The sequence below is a fragment of the Candidatus Poriferisodalis sp. genome, assembly GCF_965203655.1.
Taxonomy (GTDB): Bacteria; Actinomycetota; Acidimicrobiia; order Acidimicrobiales; family Poriferisodalaceae; genus Poriferisodalis.
This window is the reverse complement of sequence record NZ_CBDBDD010000009.1, coordinates 892,522-910,730: the sequence shown is the minus strand read 5'-3', so window position 1 is coordinate 910,730 and position 18,209 is coordinate 892,522. Positions and strand designations below refer to the sequence as shown.

Annotated in this window: 12 protein-coding genes; 6 read left to right on the top strand and 6 right to left on the bottom strand. The window is 68.7% G+C overall.

Annotation, left to right across the window (positions count from 1 at the left end; translation table 11 throughout):
• Positions 1 to 39: 39 nt before the first annotated feature.
• Entirely contained in the window at positions 40 to 636 is a 597-nt protein-coding gene (locus tag ACOGW9_RS15450) for a hypothetical protein (protein WP_419912830.1), read from the bottom strand.
• Between the two features lie 143 nt (positions 637 to 779).
• On the opposite strand from ACOGW9_RS15450, the gene ACOGW9_RS15445 reads away from it, so the two are divergent.
• The 3 genes from ACOGW9_RS15445 (at position 780) to ACOGW9_RS15435 (ending at position 4,298) form a co-directional block, all read left to right on the top strand.
• Positions 780 to 2,222 (top strand): amidase, encoded by a 1,443-nt coding sequence (locus tag ACOGW9_RS15445; RefSeq protein ID WP_419912828.1) that lies wholly within the window; start codon positions 780 to 782, stop codon positions 2,220 to 2,222.
• 89 nt (positions 2,223 to 2,311) lie between these two features.
• Entirely contained in the window at positions 2,312 to 3,124 is an 813-nt protein-coding gene (locus ACOGW9_RS15440; RefSeq protein ID WP_419912826.1) for an alpha/beta fold hydrolase, read from the top strand.
• 10 nt (positions 3,125 to 3,134) lie between these two features.
• On the top strand, positions 3,135 to 4,298 hold the full coding sequence (locus tag ACOGW9_RS15435) for a CaiB/BaiF CoA transferase family protein (protein WP_419912824.1): 1,164 nt from the start codon (positions 3,135 to 3,137) through the stop codon (positions 4,296 to 4,298).
• A 51-nt stretch (positions 4,299 to 4,349) separates the two neighbouring features.
• Here ACOGW9_RS15435 and ACOGW9_RS15430 read toward each other — a convergent pair whose 3' ends face one another.
• The 5 genes from ACOGW9_RS15430 to ACOGW9_RS15410 all read right to left on the bottom strand — a co-directional run bounded on the left by ACOGW9_RS15430 (position 4,350) and on the right by ACOGW9_RS15410 (position 10,684).
• A complete protein-coding gene (locus ACOGW9_RS15430) occupies positions 4,350 to 5,240 on the bottom strand; it encodes an acyl-CoA thioesterase (protein WP_419912822.1) in 891 nt (296 codons plus the stop codon).
• Between the two features lie 29 nt (positions 5,241 to 5,269).
• Entirely contained in the window at positions 5,270 to 6,742 is a 1,473-nt protein-coding gene (locus tag ACOGW9_RS15425; protein ID WP_419912820.1) for an amidase, read from the bottom strand.
• Positions 6,743 to 6,819: 77 nt separating this feature from the next.
• Positions 6,820 to 8,154 (bottom strand): aspartate aminotransferase family protein, encoded by a 1,335-nt coding sequence (locus ACOGW9_RS15420; RefSeq protein ID WP_419912818.1) that lies wholly within the window; start codon positions 8,152 to 8,154, stop codon positions 6,820 to 6,822.
• 58 nt (positions 8,155 to 8,212) lie between these two features.
• Positions 8,213 to 9,358, bottom strand: coding sequence for an aromatic ring-hydroxylating oxygenase subunit alpha (locus tag ACOGW9_RS15415; protein WP_419912816.1), 1,146 nt, complete (start codon positions 9,356 to 9,358; stop codon positions 8,213 to 8,215).
• 9 nt (positions 9,359 to 9,367) lie between these two features.
• Positions 9,368 to 10,684: an aspartate aminotransferase family protein gene (locus tag ACOGW9_RS15410; protein ID WP_419912814.1), complete on the bottom strand. Its 1,317-nt coding sequence runs from the start codon at positions 10,682 to 10,684 to the stop codon at positions 9,368 to 9,370.
• Between the two features lie 170 nt (positions 10,685 to 10,854).
• Between ACOGW9_RS15410 and ACOGW9_RS15405 the strand changes: the two genes are divergently transcribed.
• The 3 genes from ACOGW9_RS15405 to ACOGW9_RS15395 all read left to right on the top strand — a co-directional run bounded on the left by ACOGW9_RS15405 (position 10,855) and on the right by ACOGW9_RS15395 (position 18,209).
• Complete coding sequence (locus ACOGW9_RS15405) at positions 10,855 to 14,871, top strand: hydantoinase B/oxoprolinase family protein (RefSeq protein ID WP_419912812.1); 4,017 nt, start codon at positions 10,855 to 10,857, stop codon at positions 14,869 to 14,871.
• A 55-nt stretch (positions 14,872 to 14,926) separates the two neighbouring features.
• Positions 14,927 to 15,709, top strand: a complete 783-nt coding sequence (locus tag ACOGW9_RS15400; protein ID WP_419912810.1) for an alpha/beta fold hydrolase — start codon at positions 14,927 to 14,929, stop codon at positions 15,707 to 15,709.
• Between the two features lie 187 nt (positions 15,710 to 15,896).
• Positions 15,897 to 18,209, top strand: a complete 2,313-nt coding sequence (locus ACOGW9_RS15395; protein WP_419912808.1) for a xanthine dehydrogenase family protein molybdopterin-binding subunit — start codon at positions 15,897 to 15,899, stop codon at positions 18,207 to 18,209.

The window sequence follows — 18,209 nt, the reverse complement described above, 5'->3', positions numbered from 1 at the left end:
TTGCGCGCAGAACCTAATGCGCCATCGCGTGGCCCCTGATCAACGCTCCAGCACAGCTTGGGCCTCGACAACCCGCAGCGAGACTGGCGTGGGAACCGCGACCGGACCAGCAGTGCCGGACAACCCCGTGCTCGATGTCCACCGGATCGTCCACATCGTCTGCACCGTGCCGCTGAAACGGCCCAGCGCTCGCGACATCGACGTTCGCTGGAAGGTGTGGCTGCACAGCGATCGGGTTCCTGGCCACAGCCAGGGTGTGCCCGGTCCAGGGCACGACACCGGCGGCGAGCCGTCACCGGGTACGAACTGCAGCGTCACCGGCGTCGCGACGAGCGTCACCACCACCTTGCCCACGAGGACGACGCGCACGACAGGTCGCCAGCTGGCGGCTGTGACCCAGAACCAGGTGTCGACACCGACCAGGGTGCGGACCCGCTGGGCCGGGGGCGCAAAGAATGGGACCGGTGGCGGAAGAGACAGCGCCGACAGCATCCCGGAGGTCGCCGTGCCCACGCTGCCGGTCTGGAACGCGACGCTCCGGTTGGACGCGCCGAGAGCGAAAGCGGCTGCAGCGGAGGCTGGCTGCGGCGCCAGGCCGATCCCGGCAACGAGCAATGCCGCAATAATGAATTTCATGATGTTTCGCACTGATATACGGTCGTGCCCCGGCAACAGCGGGGCAAACGATTTTCTGGCGGCGACCCAACCGGGCGGCGGGCGGGGACGGCGAACTAGGTTGCCTGCCGAACACGGCACCGTTGCACCAGGAGGGCCCGCTGATGGCCGCTGACGACTTCGCCTACGCCACCACCACACAGACGGCTGCTGCTGTGGCCGCGGGAGAAGTTTCCTCCCGGGAGCTGCTCGAGGCCGCGCTCGCGCGGGTGGACCGGCTCGACGGTCCCGTCAACGCCGTTGTCGCTCTCGATGCGGAGCGTGCCCGCGCCGCAGCCGACGCCGCCGATGCCGCTGTGACTCGCGGGGACGAACTCGGCCCGCTGCACGGTGTGCCGGTCACCATCAAGGACTCGTTCCAGACCGAGGGCCTCGTCACGACCTCTGGCGCCCCGGCGCTGGCCGACTTCGTGCCCGAACGCGACGCCGATCCCGTGGCCCGTTACAAGGCCGCCGGTGCGATCGTGTATGCCAAGACGAACCTGCCGATCTTCGCAGGCGACGCCCAGTCCTACAACAAGGTGTACGGGACGACCGGCAACCCGTACAACATCGAGCACACGCCCGGCGGCTCCTCGGGTGGTTCGGGCGCTGCGCTGGCCGCGGGATACACCCCGCTCGAGCTGGGTTCCGACATCGGCGGCTCGATTCGCATCCCGTCGCACTGGTCAGGGGTGAGCGGGCACAAGCCCAGCTACGGCCTCGTCTCGGCCCTCGGCCAGATTCCCGGCATGCCCGGCACGCTCAGCCAAGCCGACATCGCCGTGGCCGGCCCGATGGCCCGTGACGTCGACGACCTCTCGATGGCGCTCGATGTGCTCGCCGGACCCGACGCGTGGAACTCGAAGGCCTATTCGATCGACCTGCCGCCGGCGCGTCACAGCGACATCTCCGACTTCCGGGTGGCGGTCTGGCTCGACGAAGAGCTCTGCCCGATCGACTCGGACTACCGGGAACTGCTCATGGGCGCCGCGCGCGCACTCGAAAGCGCGGGTGCCCGGGTCGACACCGATGCCCGCCCGACGTTCACCTTCGAGAAGGCGGTGGACACCTTCTTGCATCTGCTCTCGGCGGCCGAAGCCGGGACGTGGACGCTCGCCGAGCTCGAGGAGATTGCGACTTCGGAGGGCGAACCGCAAGGCGACCTCGGCATCTGGTATGCCGCCATGCGGCACCGCGAGTGGCTGAGCTGGCACGAGCGCAGGCTCCAGCAGCGCAAGCGCTGGGAAGAGTTCTTCGCCGACTGGGACGTGGTGCTGCTGCCGGTGACCCCGACTGCTGCCATCCGCCACGATCACAGCAAGCCCGCGACTAGCCGCAGGATCACCGTGAACGGCCAGAGTCGCCCCTACTTCGACATCATCAAGTGGATGGGGCTGACCGGAGTGTCGTGGCTGCCCGCCACGGTGGTCCCGGTGGGGATGATCGGCGACCTGCCGGTCGGCGTGCAGATCGCCGGGCCGTTCCTGGAAGACCGCACCACTTTGGCGGTCGGACGCTTCCTCGAAGAAGCACTGGGCGGCTTCCAGCGCCCCGACGGCTTCTGAACGTCTCAGCACCCAGCCGCACGAGCTGCCAGATGATCGTCCCGAGCCGCTTGCCGTGACAGCGCGCGACCCACGCTGAGAACCGGGCGATGACGGCCGACCGAGACCACCTCCACGCCGTGGTGCACGACGGCGACGGGCCGTTCGCGCTCGTGGTGCACGGGGCGCTCGGCAGCCGCTCGTACTGGGACGACAACGTCGCTGCGCTGCAGAGCGTGTGCCGCCCCGTCGTCGTTGAGCTGTGGGGTCACGGCCGCTCCCCCAGTCCTGCCGATCCTGAGCGCTACCGGCCAGGCGGTTACGTGACCGAGTTCGAACGCCTGCGGTTCCGGCTCGGCGCCGATCGCCTCTGGCTCATTGGCCAATCACTGGGTGCGGCGCTGGCCCTGCACTACGTGCTCGCACATCCAACCCGAGTATTGGGCGCTGTCATCACCAACTCGTCGTCGGCATTCAGCGAGCCCGCGGTGTGGGCCGAGCGCATCGCGACCTTGGTGGAGGACCGCTGCCGCGAGCTGGAAGCCCACGGGGTCGAGAGCCTGCGGGACAGCTGGATCAACCCCGGCCGTTCGGCGCGCATCTCGCCGCAGGTCCGGGCCAAGCTGGCCGGCGAGTTCTCCGAGCACGACGCCGCTGGCCTGCTGAACACATTCCGGCTCACCAACGCCGGCATTCCGCTGGGCGAGCGCCTGGGGGAGATCGCGGTGCCGGTGCTGCTCACCAACGGCACCGAAGAAGGCCGCTTCCAGCAGCTCGTGCCGGCAGCGAGGCGCATTCCCGACCTCGAGATCGTGGATCTGCCAGCGTCGCATGCAGTGAACGCGCACGACCCCGCTGGCTGGAACGAGGCCGTGATCCGGTTCATCCGCCAGCACCAGACCGCAGCCGCGCAAGCGCAATAGGGAGGCACCGATGGGATCTGGACCGCTCGATGGCATCAAGGTGATCGACGTCTCGTCGGCGGTTGCCGGAGCGTGGGTGTCGTCGCAACTTGCAGAGATGGGCGCCGATGTCGTGCTGATCGAGAAGGTGGGTGCTTCCGATGTCATGCGCCTGACCGGTGCGATCGTCGCCGACCAATCGGGCTGCTGGGTCCAGATGCACCGCAACAAGCGCGGCATGGATCTCGACATCCGCGACGAGCGCGGGCGCGAGATCCTGCTGCAGCTCGTCGAAGGTGCCGACGTGTTCGTCCAGAACTTCCGACCCGGTGTGGCCGAACGCCTGCGCATCGGCTACGACGATCTCAGCGCCGTCAACCCTGATCTCGTGTACCTGTCGGTGTCGGGTTTCGGCCCCGACGGGCCCTATGCGCACCAACCGGTGTACGACCCGATCATCCAATCGCTGACGGGCATGACAGAGGCGCAGGGCGGCGACTTCGTCAAGTCCGCCACGGCAGACAAGACCACGGCGATGACGGGCGCAAACGCTGTCCTCGGGGCCTTACTGGCGAGGGCAAACGGCGCAGGCGGCCAGCACGTCGAGGTCAACCTGCTCGATTCGACGCTGTCGTGGATGTGGCTCGACTACTTCTGGAACGAGTCAGTGCCCGACGCCACGCCGACGCCGTCCTACAGCGAGTGGTACAGCCCATGGAAGACGACCGACGGCGCGGTGGGCGCCATCTGGCCGTCAGACGACCAATACCGCCGCGTGTGCCTCGCGCTCGATGTGACGCACCTGGCCGACGATCCTCGCTTTGCCACCCGCGAGGCCCGGATACGCAACTCGAATGAACACCAGCAGGAATTCGCCGAGCTGCTCGGCGAATTCACCACGGCCGAGGCGCTCAAGCTGCTCGAGAGCGCAGACGTTCCCTGTGCGCCGGTGCTGGACATCACCGAAGTGTTCGACGACCCACAGGTGCAGCACAACGGAACGGTGCTGACCCATCACCATCCCGTGGCGGGCCAGGTCCGCACTACCCGCTTTCCGGCCCGGTTCTCCAAGACACCCACTGCGCTGGAGAGCCAAGCCCCGGCCAAGGGCGAGCACACCGACGAAGTACTGGCCGAGCTGGGCCGCTCCCCCGCCGAGATCGCCGACCTCCGCAACAAGGGCATCGTCGCCTGAACGTCCCTGCTGCCGACCGCAGCTGCGGGCCGGGCAGGGCAGCGGGGCGCGTCAGAGGCGGGCGAGGGCTTCCTGAACCGCAGTCGCGACGAGGCGGCCGTCTTGCCAGAAGCGGGCCTCGGCGGTGCCGCGGTTGCCGCCTGCCATCAGCGGTCGCTGCTCGCAGTAGATCCACTCGTCGGCGCGGGCCGGGGCGTGGAACCACATGGCGTGATCCAGGCTGACCACCTGCACCTCGCTGTCCAGCCAGGTGACCCCGTAGGGCACGATGACGTTGTCGGCGAGGCAGTCGTCGCTCATGTACGCGATGACCGCTTCGTGGATGGCCGGATCGTCGGGCAGCCGCCGGGGCGCCCGGAACCAGTAGTCGATGCCGCCGCGTGGCGAGGGCCCCGTCGGTGCCCATGGCGCGTGGGCCAACCGGTATTCCACGGGACGGGTCATGTACGACCACTGCTCGCCGAAGATCGGGCCCACCTCGGCGATGCACTCCTGGTAGGTGGGCAGCGACTCGGGCGGCGGCGCGTCGTCAGGCAGCGGGCACTCGATGTCGACCTTGCCGGTCTCGGGAACGTGGAACGTCGCCATCAGCTCGAAGATGAGCCGATCGAACTGGTGCGCCTGCGCCCGACGGCTGCAGAATGCCCGGCCCTCGCGCACGCGGTCGACCGTGTAATCCACCTCTGCCATGCCGTCACCGCCCCGCAGGAACACGGCATGCACCGAGTTCATCAGCCGGCCCTCGTCCACGGTGCGCTGCGCCGCGACCACCGCCTGCGCAAGCACGTGGCCGCCGTATAGCCCGAACTCGTCGAAGCCGGAGCCCTTGCCCCGGAACGTGTCGGCCCCGTCGCCGTTGCGCTGCAGGTCCAACTGGTCCAACAGTTCGTCCAGGGCCGCGTTGACGGCCGCCGCTGTGTCTGTCTCGGGGGTGTTCGTCACGGCCTAGTTCTCTAGCAGACGGCGCGTCGCTATTCGTAGCCGGGAGGCGAGACGAAGCCGCCCAGCGTGCGTTCGATGAGCGACGCATACCGGATGCCGCGCCGGTCGCCCAGGTGAGGGGCAACGATCTGGATCCCGACCGGGAGATTCAGCCCGTCGGCCGTCAGCCCCACGGGGGCAACGGTGCCCGGCAGGTACACGCTGCAGCTCCACCCCGCCCAGAAGAGCTGATCGACGCCGAGTTCCTGGTGGCCGTCGATGTCGATGGTCCGAGAGGGACGGGTGCCGGTGTGGTCGTGCACGAATGCGGCCGAGGCGGCGATCGGGCACAGCAGCAGGTCGTAATCGTCGAAGAACCTCGCCCACGCGGCCCGGTAGCCCTCGCGCTTGTTGTGGTGCATGAACCACTCGCGGTGGCTCATTGTCATCGCGTAGTCGACCAGCGACTGGTAGTCGCCCTCGCCGTCGTTGTACCGGTGGGCGCGGGACTGCGCGTCGTTCCACATTGCCTCGTCGGCCAGCGCGCCGGTGGCGGCTCGCAGCAGCATGAGGTAGTTCTCGTGGAACTCGTGCTGGTCGATGTCGGGAGTGGCTTCGCTGACGTCGGCACCGGCGGCTGCCAGCGCATCCACCGCCCGCTGCAGCGTGTCGATCATGGCGGTCGAATTGCGGATCACCGGCGTGTCGAGCATCACGCCTACCCGGAACGCACCCAGCGTGTCACGGTGCTCTGGTGCCAGCGCCACGCGGTAGCCGTGCGCATCCAGGCCGGCCGGCCCGGCGAGCACATCGAGCGCCACATCCAGATCGGCAGCGCTGCGCGCCAGCGGCCCGCACACGGCGATGTCGCTGCCGACCAGCGCGCCGGGCACCGCGTGACCCGCGTCGGGCACCAGGCCGTAGGTCGGCTTGTGGCCGAACACGCCGCAGTAGTGCGCCGGGTTTCGGATGGACGCGCCGATGTCGGAGCCCAGTTCCAGCGAGGCCATGCCGGTCGCCAGCGCCACCGCCGAACCCCCCGACGATCCGCCGGGTACGCGGTTCAGGTCCCACGGGTTGTTGGTGCAGCCGTAGATGTCGTTGAAGCTCTGCCAGTCGCCCAGCATGAGCGGCACATTGGTCTTACCCCAGATCACCGCGCCCGCATCGAGGTAGCGCGTCACCGTGACAGCGTCGGCGTCGGCCACGTTGTCGGCCCACGGCGGGTTGCCCCACGTCGACGGGGTGCCAACCCAGTCGAATGCTTCCTTGATGGTCATCGGCACGCCGTGCAGCGGCCCCCAGCACTCCCCGGCCGCCAGCGCCGCGTCGGCGGCAGCAGCCCGCTCGCGCGCCTCGTCGATCCTGGTCACAATCACCGCGTTCACCGCGGGGTTGAAGCGCTCGTAGCGGTTGATCGCGCCCTCCAGCGCTTCCGCTGCCGACACGCGACCCTGACGGATCAGCGAGGCCAGCTCGACGGCCGGCAGGAGGTTCGGATCTGTGTCGGTTTCGCCCGTCATCGCGCCGAGGCTAGAAGCCAGCCCGGGCCCGCGTCCGCGCTCAGGTCGCCGGCGCGAGTCTCCCGCTCCGCCCCGACTCAGCCCGCAAACGCAGCAGCGGCGCCCTCGAGCAGGAAGTCGATGTCGTCGTCGGTGGCAGCCAGGCTGATGCTGCCAAATCCCCCTCCGGAGAGATAGACGCCAGCCGCTTGGACCGCGTGCTCGAAGTGCTCCAGCTCGGCTGCCTCGTCGCTGCTGAGATGCGCGTCGCGGTAGTTGCGTATGTGCCTGGTGTGCGGATGCACCTTGAACAGGCTCCCGCGGCCGGTCACCTGCCAATCCACGCCCGCTGCGTCAATGGCAGAGCGGAGGCCGCTGCGCACCGCGTCGCCCAGCTCATCCAGGCGGGCGAAGGCGTCGTGGTCGAGTTGGCTCATCGTCGCGAATCCGGCGGCCATGGTGACGGGATTCGCCGTGAACGTCCCGCCCGAGGGCACCTTGGCACGGGCGCTCCCCGACCGGGCAAACGTCGACATCGGTCCCTCGCGCCCCGCAACCCCGCCGACGGGGAAACCGCCGCCGATGATCTTGGCCACGGCGGTGATGTCGGGGTCGATGCCCAGCAGCGTCTGCGCCCCGCTGTAACCCAGCCGGAACGAGATCACCTCGTCGAGCACCAGCAGCGCACCTACCTCGCGGGTCGTGTCGCGAACCGCCGCGATGAACTCGGGCTCGATGGCCGGCAGCCCGACCTGGCTCGGCATCACGTCGAGCAGCACCGCGGCCAAGCGGTCGCCCTGGCGCCGGATCGCCTCACGAGCCCCGTGGGCATCGTTGAAGTGGATGACGCTGACCTCCTCGGTCACCGAATCCGGCGTGCCGACCGAGTACGGCACCGTCACCGGTGCTGCCGCGTCGCCCCAGTTGGTGGGGTTCGACGCCAGCGACGCTTCGGCGTGGTCATAGGTGCCGTGGTACGCACCCTCCACCTTGATGACGTTCGGCCGCCCGGTGAACGCACGGGCTGCCTTGAGCGCTCCCATGACCGCCTCGGTGCCCGAGTTGCAGAAGCGGATCAGCTCGAAGCTCCCCACCCGATCGCACAGCAGCGCCGCGAGCTCGATCTCCGCGTTGCTGGCCATCGCGAACGCGGTGCCGCGGGCCATCTGCGCGCTCACCGCCTGCGTCACCGCCGGATTCGCGTGCCCGACGATGATCGAGGTGAAGTTGTTGTTGCAGTCCAGGTAGCGGTTGCCGTCAACGTCGGTGACCCAGGCACCCTGGCCGTGATCCACGTAGATCGGGTTCGGCCGCCGCAACAGCGTCGCCCGCGACACGCCGTCGGGAATCCACTGGTGCGCCTTCTCATACAGCGCAGCTGACTGCGATTCTGAGCGTCGGCCACCGGCGTGTGACCCGATCCGTTCCGTCATCGGCTCAGTGTCGCAGAACCGCTGCTGCGGCCGATGGAATGGCGCAAAGACGAGATGGCTAGACAGCGCCAGCGCGGCGGTAGGCGTCCAGCACGAGCCCGTGGAAGTGGTGCACGCCGTGCTCGGAGAGCCCGGAGCCGTCTGGATCGCACACGATGCGGCCCTGGGTAAACGCGGGCGTGCGCATCCCGTTCTGGACGCTCTCCACGATGCCGATGTCCTCGGGCTGGAGGATCTCGTCGATGTAGCGCATCGACTCGATGTCCCCAGGGTCCAGCTCTGCCGATTCGAAGTAGAAGTCGATCGTCTCGTGGGTGGTCTCGGGCCCGGTGGGCACCATCTGCATGATGCTGAAGTTGCCTCGGCCCGGGTAGCGCATCAGGCAGGTGTTGGGCCACAGCCACCACACGGCGAGATCCTTCACGCTGGAACCTTCGACGTCGTAGGCCGAGTTGTCCGAGTGGCCTGCCCGTGCCATGTGGCTGGAATAGATGCCGTGGGTGGTGACGCGGTAGGTGTCCATCTCCACCAGCGTCACGAAGTCTGGGTGGGCGATGTGGCAGTGGTAGCACTCGAGGAAGTTGTCGACCACGTTCTTCCAGTTGGAGGCGATCTCGTAGCTGAAGCGCCGGACGTGGGTCAGCTCGGCCACGTCGGGCGCCCAGCGGGCGATCTCGGCGCCGAAGTCACCGGATTGGACCGCCAGCGACTCGGCCTCGGGGTCGAGGTTGACGTAGACGAAGCCGCCGAACTCCTCCGCCCGGACTGCCTGCAGGCAGATCTGCGACGGGTCGAACCCCGGCACCCGGTCCGTCTCGCGGGCCCGGTGCAGCTGGCCGGACAGGTCGTAGGCCCAGCCGTGGTACGGGCACACGATGCTGCCGGTGTTGCCGGCCCCGGCGAGCACATGGTGCGCCCGGTGCTGGCAGACGTTGTAGAACGCCCGCAGCTCGCCGTCGTTGCCTCGCACCAGTGCGATCGGCATTCCGGCGACCTGCAGCGCCACGTAGTCGCCGGGATTGCGCAGCGACTCGACATGGCACACCCACTGCCAGCTCCGAGCGAACACCTCACGCTGCTCGATGTCGTGCCAGCGCTGGGAGATGTACGCATCGGCATGCAACGACAGCGAGTTGGCAGGGTCGGCGTCGAAGCCCGAAGCGATGTTGACTGGAGCGTCGTGGTCAAGCGGCGTCGTCGGCATTGCCCCGCATTATCCCCCTGGCAGCGAGGCCGCTGCGGCCATCAAAAGGTGCTCGATGTCGTCGTCGCTGGTGGCCAAGTTCAGCGAACCCAGGCTGTCGCCGATGAAGTAGACGCCGTTGGCCTGCATGCGCAGGCCGAACTGCTCGATGACCGCTTTCTCGTCGCTGGATTGGTACGAGTCGCGGTAGTCGCGGATGTGGCGCTGGTGGGGGTGCACCCGGAACAGGCTGCCCCGGCCCGTCACCTGCCACTCCAGGCCCGCACGGTCGAAGAGCTCTCGCAGGCCCGAGCGCACCGCTTCACCGATGTGGTTGAGCCGGGCGAACGCGTCGTGGTCGAGTCGAGTCATCGTCTCGTGGCCGGCAGCCATCGTGATGGGGTTGGCCGAAAACGTGCCGCCCGAGGGCACCTTGGCCCGGTCGCCGTCGATCCGCACGAAGGTCTCCATCGGACCGGTGCGCCCGGCGATCGCTCCCACCGGGAATCCCCCGCCGATGATCTTGCCCAGCGTGGTCAGGTCGGGGTCGATCTCTGCCAGCGTCTGCATGCCGCCGTGGCCCAGCCGGAACGTGATCACCTCGTCGAGCACCAGCAGGGCCCCGACCTTGCGGGTGGTCTCGCGCACGGCGGCGATGAACTCGGGTTCGAGGTCGGGCATCCCGACCCGGTTCGGCATCGGATCGAGCAGCACAGCGGCGAGCTGATCCCCGGCGCGCTCGATGGCCGCACGGGCGCCCTCGGCGTCGTTGTAGGCGATGATGCCGACCTCGTGGGCTACTGAGGTGGGCGTGCCGAACGCGTAGGGCACCGTCCGGGGCGCCGCCGCATCTCCCCAGTTACTGGGGTCGGCCCCGAGGCTGGCTTCAGCGTGGTCGTAGGTGCCGTGATAGGCGCCTTCCACCTTGATGACGTTGGGGCGCCCCGTGAATCCGCGTGCGGCCTTCAGCGCAGCCATCACGGCCTCGGTGCCGGAGTTGCAGAAGCGGATCAGATCGAAGCTCTCGACGCGCTCGCAGAGCAGTTCGGCCAAATCGATCTCGACATCGTTGGCGAGCGAGAAGGCAGAGCCCCGCGCCATCCGCTCCGCAACGGCTGCCGAGATGCCCGGGTCGGCATGGCCGATGATGATCGAGGCGAAGTTGTTGTTGCAGTCGAGGTAGCGGTTGCCGTCCACATCGGTGACCCACGCACCGGCGGCGTGGTCGACATAGATGGGATGGGGGCGCCGCAGCAGCATCGACCTCGACGAGCCGTCGGGAATCGAGCGCTGGGCCCGCTCATAGAGCGCCGCCGACTGCGGTGCGCTCCAGTCCTGCTCCCGCATCTTGCCCCCCCCGATCAGGCCGAGATCGTCCCGGCATCGGCTCAGTCTCGCAAACCGCGCGTGCGCTTTCAGCGCTGCGGCACCCCCACGGCGAGAGCAATCGCGGCTGGTTGGACCCCCATCGGCGACTGGACAAGCTGTGGGTTGGGCAATGCTGCGAGACTGGGGGGATGAGCGAGTCCACGACCACGCCTGGCCCCAACGGCACTACCGGTGGGGCCGACCGCTCGCAGCGACGGCCGGTGGCGCCGTGGCGCATCGGTGTGGACGTCGGGGGCACCTTTACCGACTTGGTGCTGGCCGACGACCACGGCGACACCTGGGTGGCGAAAGTGCCCTCGGTACCGGCCGACCCGAGCCGTGGTGTGCATGCCGCGCTTGCACGCGTCGCGGTCGAAGCGGGCCTGCCGCTCGATGAGGTGCTGGCCGACTGCTCGCTGTTCGTGCACGGCTCGACGGTGGCCACCAACACGATGCTGGAGGGAACCGGCGCCACCGTCGGCCTGATCGGCACCGATGGCTTCCGTGACACGCTCGAGATCCGCCGCGGGCTGCGCGAGGACCAGTGGAATCACCGGGCTCCCTACGCCCCCGTGCTGGTGCCTCGCTACCTGCGGACCACGGTGCCGGGCCGCATCGACGCCGACGGCACCGAGCATGCTCCGCTCGACCTGGACGGCCTCGGCGACATCCTCGACCGATTCGACAGCCACGGCGTGGAGGCCGTGGCCGTCGCTTTCATGAACTCGTTCGTCAACGACGCACACGAGCAAGCCGCGACCGAGGCGGTGCGCGAACACTGGGACGGCGGCTGGGTGACCGCGTCGGCAGCCGTGTCGCCGCTGATGGGCGAGTACGAGCGGACCTCCACGGCGGTCGTCAATGCGGCGCTCTCGCCGAAGATCGTGTCGTACCTGCAATCGCTGAACGACGATCTGGCGGCCGCCGGTCTGCGCCACTCGATCCTGCTGGTGCAGTCCAACGGCGGGGCTGCCTCTGTTGACCATCTGTCCGAGCGACCGGTGAACCTGCTGCTGAGCGGACCCGCCGCCGCCGTGGGCGCGCTGAACCTGTACCGCGAGGCGGTCGACACCGCACTGGACAGCTCCGCGACACGCACGGCGGCGCAGCCGGGCAATCTCGTCTCGATGGAGATCGGCGGCACGTCGTGCGACGTGCTGCTGATGTCGGGCGGCGAGGTGGACACCCGCGACGAGATCATGATCGCCGGCTACCACGTCTCCACACCGGCCATCGACATCCACACGATCGGCGCGGGCGGCGGCACGATCGCCGGCGTCGACGAGGCCGGCCTGCTGTACGTGGGACCCCAGGGCGCCGGTGCTGTCCCCGGTCCTGCTTGCTACGGCAACGGCGGCGAACTCCCCACCGTCACCGACGCGCAACTCGTGCTGGGCCGGCTGCGTCCCGGCAAATCGGCCGGCGGCACCTTGGACCTCGACATCGACGCAGCCCGCGAGGCGATCGAGATCCATGTGGCCGAGCCGCTCGGCATGACTGTCGAGGAGGCCGCTGCAGGGATCGTGGAGGTTGTCGAGCAGCACCTGCTCAGCGCCACCGAGCACATCTCGATCGAACGGGGCCATTCGCCCCGGCGGTTCACCATGGTTGCCGCGGGAGGGGCCGGCCCGATGCACGGCGCCTCTGTTGCTGCGGGCCTCGGCTGCGAGCGTGTCTATGTGCCCCGCGACGCCGGTGCGCTGTGCGCCATCGGGATGCTCCACGCCGATGTCCGCCAGGACTTCACCCGCTTCCTGATGGGTTCGCTCGACGAGCTGGACACCGCAGAGATCGAGACTGGTTTGGCCGAGCTGAAATCGGACGCACTCGGCGTCATGGGCGCCGAGGGCTTTGATGAGTCCGCGGTGACGCTGGACTGCGAGCTGGAGCTTCACCACCCCGGCCAGCTGTGGTCGATCCGGGTGCCGGCGTTTGTCGGCAGCGCTGCAACCGTCGACGTTGCTGATGTGCGCTCAGCGTTCGAAGCCGAATACCAGCGCCTGTACGGCCACGTGCAGACCGACGGCACGATCATGATTGCGTCGTTGCGCTTGATCGCCCGCGCATCGACGGGTGACGTTGTTCCGACGGCTTCGCCGCTTGCAGTCGCCGACCCTGAGCCCTTCGAGACAAGGTCGGTGTGGCACGGCCCGTTCGGCTGGTGCCCCACACCGGTCTACGACGGCGAGACGCTGCGCTCGGGTCACCAGATCGTCGGGCCGGCCCTCGTCGAGGAGCTGACCACCACGATCGTCGCCCGCCCCGGCGACCGCCTGTGGGTGGACGCCAGCGGCGACCTGTTCATCGATCTCGCACCCAGCGAGGCCGAGACGGCCGAGGGCGGCACGAACGGTCGAGCCACGACGACGCGGGCGGGCGGCGAGCTCGACCCGGTCGTGCTGGCCGTCATGCAGAACCGGCTGGACCAGATCAGCCGCCACATGGGCTGGGTGATGACTCGTACCGCCCGCAGCACGATCTTCAGCCAGAGCCACGACTTCTCGTGCTTCGTGACGACTCCCGACGGGACGCTGGTGGCCAACGCCGACGGCATCCCGATTCACACCGGCGGCGGCGGATTTGCCGTGCGGGCGCTGCTGGCCAAGTACGGCGGCCGCATCGAGCCCGAGGACGTGTATCTGCTGTCAGACCCCTATGTGGCCGGCGGTAACCACCTGCCCGACTGGGTCATCGCCCGGCCGATCTTCGCCGAGTCAGACGAATCAGTCGACGGCGCTGACGCGCCCCCGCTCATCGGCTTCTGCTGCAACCGGGCGCACCAGTCCGACATCGGCGGCGGCCTGGCCGGCACCTACAACCCCGAAGCCACCGAGATCTGGCAGGAGGGCATCCGCCTGCCGGTGCTCAAGCTGGTCGAAGCCGGCGCGGTCCGGGAAGATCTCTGGGAGCTGCTGCTCATCAACTGCCGTACACCCGAGCTGCTCGACGGCGACCTGCTGGCCATGATCGGCTCCACCCGGATCGGCGCCGAACGGGTCATCGGGCTTGCCACCGAGCTGGGCATCGACGCCTACCAGGCCTATCTCGACGGTGTGCTCGCCCACGGCGAGCGCCGCATGCGCGCCGCCATTGCGGCCCTGCCCGATGGCACCTACTACGGCGAGGACCGCACCGACAACGACTGCTTCGGACCTGCCGACATCGCCGTGCGCGTCCGCATGACCATCACCGGCGACGAGATGGAGCTGGATTTCACCGGTACCGATCCCCAGATCGAGGGCTTCAAGAACAGCTCGGTCGCCAACACGTACTCGTCGGTGTTCCTGGCGCTGTCGTCGTTCTTCGACACGTCCATCCCTCGCAACGAGGGCACCTACCGGCCGGTCACGGTCATCGCCCCCGAGGGCAGCATCGTGAATGCGCGCCCGCCCGCGCCGATGACCATGAACACGGTGTACGTGGCGCACGAGATCGTGATCGCCACCTGGCAGGCGCTCGCCCAGGCCGACCCCGGCAGGGCGTGCGCGGCGTGGTCCAAGACGATGCACGGCCATGTGGCCGGTCGCAACGACGACGGCACCACGTGGGTGATGTACCAGTGGCACGCCATGGGCACGCCAGGCGCCACCGCAGAGCGTGACGGCTTCGTGCAGATGGGGCACCTGATCAGCCTCGGCGGCCTCGACATGCCCAACTTGGAGTTCCACGAGCAGATGTATCCGGTGCGCTACGTGCGCCACGAGCAGCGCCGCGACAACGCCGGACCGGGTCGCCGCCGTGGCGGCACCGGGGTGCGCTACGAGGCCGACATCCTCCAGCCCGCCATCTGGTCGTTCCGGGCTGAGGGCCTCGACACACCGTCGGGACACGGTGTGCGCGGCGGCGGCACCGGCGGAGTCGGCTTGGAATGGATCGCCCCCGTCGACGTTGAACAAGACGGCCCGACATTCGTGCCGCCCAAGTACGGCGTGAAGCGGATGGGTCCCGCACGGATGATTGCCGACACCCCCGGCGGGGGCGGCTGGGGCAACGCGTTCGAGCGGGAGCCCGACGCGGTGCTGCGCGACGTAATGGACGACGTCGTCAGCGTCGAGGGCGCCCACCGCGACTACGGCGTCGTGATCGGCGACGATGGCCGATCCGTCGATGTCGAAGCAACCGCTCGACTGCGTGAAGCCGGTCGCACCGCTGCTCCGACTGCCTGAACCCGGATACCGAACCGGCGAAGAATCCTGATTCCCAAACGGGGAGACGTTCGCAATGACGCTCGTGCTCGTTCACGGCAATCCCGAGACAACCGCCATCTGGAATCCGATGCGCGCCGCCCTCGAGCGCCGCGGCATCGGCGCCTCCGATGTCGTGGCACTGTCGCCTCCCGGTTTCGGCGTGCCCGCGCCCGAAGGTTTCGGCGCCACCATGAACGAGTATCGGGACTGGCTCGCAGCCGAGCTGGAGCAGCTGCTCGCGGCCGGCGCGGAGCATGTGGACCTGCTGGGGCACGACTGGGGCGGCGGCCACGTCATGCGCATCGCCATGGAGCGCCCGGACCTGATCCGCTCGTGGTGCACCGACGTCATCGGCCTGTTCGATCCCGACTACGTCTGGCATGACGCCGCGCAGCTCTGGCAGAGCCCCGACGGCGACGCTTCAATCGAGCGCATGATCAGCCGATCCGACGACGAGCGCATTCCCTTCTATGCCGGCATGGGCATGGGCACCGAGGTGGCGACAGCGGTCGTGCCGCACATCAACGCCGACATGGGCCGGTGCATCTTGGCGCTGTACCGCGATGCCGCCCAGCCGGCGATGCAGCGACTGGGCCAGAACATCTCCACGGCAGCACAGCGTCCTGGCCTGTGCATCCTGGCCGAGGGAGATGTCTTCACTGGCGGCGCAGAAGCGCACCGCCGACTGGCCGGACGAGCCGGCGCGCAGGTTGCCGAACTCGCCGATGTCGGGCACTGGTGGATGTGTGAGCAGCCCGAACTCGCAGCCCGCACGATCGAGACGTGGCTGTCAACGCTCGACCGGACGGCCGGCTGAGCGCCGGCTTCCGCAACGCTCGACCGCCCCATGCAGGGGCGTGCGCGCAGCCCATGGCAGCGAACAGCGCTCGCTGAGCCGTGGGCTACTGTCGCGGCTGACGCCGGACTGCTCGCAGCGGTCGGCGCTCACTCGTGAATGACTCACGGCGCCGCCCACCCGGCGCCTGCCACTAAGGGGGCAACAGATGGCCGCAGCGGGTTCGATCTTGGGCAACCCCGTACAGCGACGGGAAGACCCCGGGCTGCTGACCGGGGCGAATCACTATGTCGACGACCTCGACATCGACGCAGCACGCGTCGCGTTCGTGCGCTCGCCTGAGGCGCACGCCGATGTCACCTCGATCGACACCTCAGAGGCCGAGTCGATGCCTGGCGTGCTGGCGGTGTACACCGCCGACAACCTGCCTGCGGATGCCTTCCAGGGCTTCCCGATGATCGACCCGGCGTACAACCGGCCGCCGCTCGCGACGGGCCGGGTGCGTTATGTCGGCGACCTCGTGGCCGCAGTTGTGGCTGAGACCCAGAGCCAGGCCAACGACGCCGCCGAAGCGGTTGCCGTCGACTACAGCCCGCGGCCGGTCGTCTCGGACTTCGAGACCGCCGCCGATCCCGGTGCCCCGGTGGTGTGGGACGGCCAGGCATCCAACGTGTGCTTCCCGTTCGCCATCCCGGCCCCCGACGAGGAGACCGGCGAGCGCCCGAGCGTCGACGCATTGGCCGGGGCAGATCATGTCGTCTCGGAGCGCATCGTCACCCAGCGGCTTGCCGGCGTGCCCATGGAGCCCAACGGCTGCGTCGCCGTGCCGCGCGATGGCGGCTCGATGACGCTGTACCTGTCTACCCAGGCTGCCCATTCGATGAAGGAGGCGCTTGCCCCCTCGCTCGGTCTCGAAGCCGAGCAGTTGCGTGTGGTCGCCCCGTGGGTGGGCGGCGGATTCGGCCCCAAGGCGAACTGCTACGTGGAGTACATCGTGGCGGGCAAGGCAGCCCAGGCCCTCGGCCGGCCTGTGCGCTGGACCGAGACCCGCACCGAGAACATGCAGTCGATGGTGCACGGCCGCGCCATGGTGATGAACGTCGATCTGGGCGTGCGCGACGACGGCGGCATCGTCGGCCTCAAGGCGCACGTGATTGCCGACGCCGGCGCGTACCCGGTGATCGGGGCGATCCTGCCGCTGCTCACTGGCATGCTGTCCCAGGCGGTGTACGACATCCCGGTGATCGACTTCGTCTCGCAGACCGTCGTCACCAACACCACGCCGATCGGTGCATACCGCGGGGCGGGGCGACCCGAGGCCACCCAGATGGTCGAGCGCATCCTGGACAAGGCCGCCGCTGCCATCGGCATGGATCCCGCCGAGATCCGCCGCAAGAACTACCTGCAGCCCGACGCCTTCCCCGCGGCGCTGCAGACCGGCGTGGTGTACGACTCGGGCGAGTACGAGCGGTCGCTCGATGCCGTGCTCGAGGCTTCGGGTTATGCGGACCTGCGCGCCGAGCAGCAGGCACGGCGAGACTCGGGCGACGCGAAGCTGCTGGGCATCGGCGTGTCGTCGTACGTGGAGATCACCGCTCCGGTGGGCCTGCACGTCGAGTACGGCAGCACCGAGGTGCACGAAGACGGCACGGCAACGATCCGGGTGGGCACCTCCAGCCACGGCCAAGGCCACGCCACGGCGTTCGCCCAGATCGTGGAGGGCGTGCTGGGCATTTCCATGGACGACGTGACCCACGTCGATGCCGACACCGACGAGGTGCCCTCAGGCGCAGGGACGCTGGGTTCCCGGTCGCTGCAGACCGCCGGCTCGGCGGTGTACCTGTCCAGCCAGGCGGTGCTCGAGAAGGGCAAGCAGCTCGCTGCTCACCTGCTCGAGGCCTCCGCCGACGACATCGTGGTCGCGGAAGGCGGCCTGGCGGTTGCCGGTGTGCCCACCAGCTCGGTGAGCTGGGCCGATATCGCCAAGCTGGCCAATGACGACAGCGCCCGCCCATCGGGCATCACCGCGGGCCTCATGGCCGAGGAGAACTTCGACGGCTCGGACGCGACGTTCCCGTTCGGCTCGCATGTGGCCGTGGTCGAAGTCGACCAGGACACCGGCGAGGTCGAGCTGCTGCGCCATGTGGCGGTCGATGACTGCGGCACGATCATGAACCCGCTGATCGTCAACGGCCAGCAGCACGGCGGCATCGCCCAGGGCATCGCGCAGGCGCTGTACGAGCACGTCGAGTACGACGACGACGCGAATCCGCTGAACGCCAGCATGATGGACTACCTCATCCCCTCCGCAGCCGAGCTGCCCAGCTTCGAGGTGTCCAACACCGAGACGGCCAGCCCACGCAACCCGCTGGGCGCCAAGGGCATCGGCGAGTCCGGCACGATCGGCTCGACGCCGGCGGTGCACAACGCTGTGTGCGACGCAGTCGCCCACCTGGGCATCGACCACATCGACATGCCCTGCAGTCCGCAAAACGTCTGGCGCGCCTTGCAGAACGCCTGA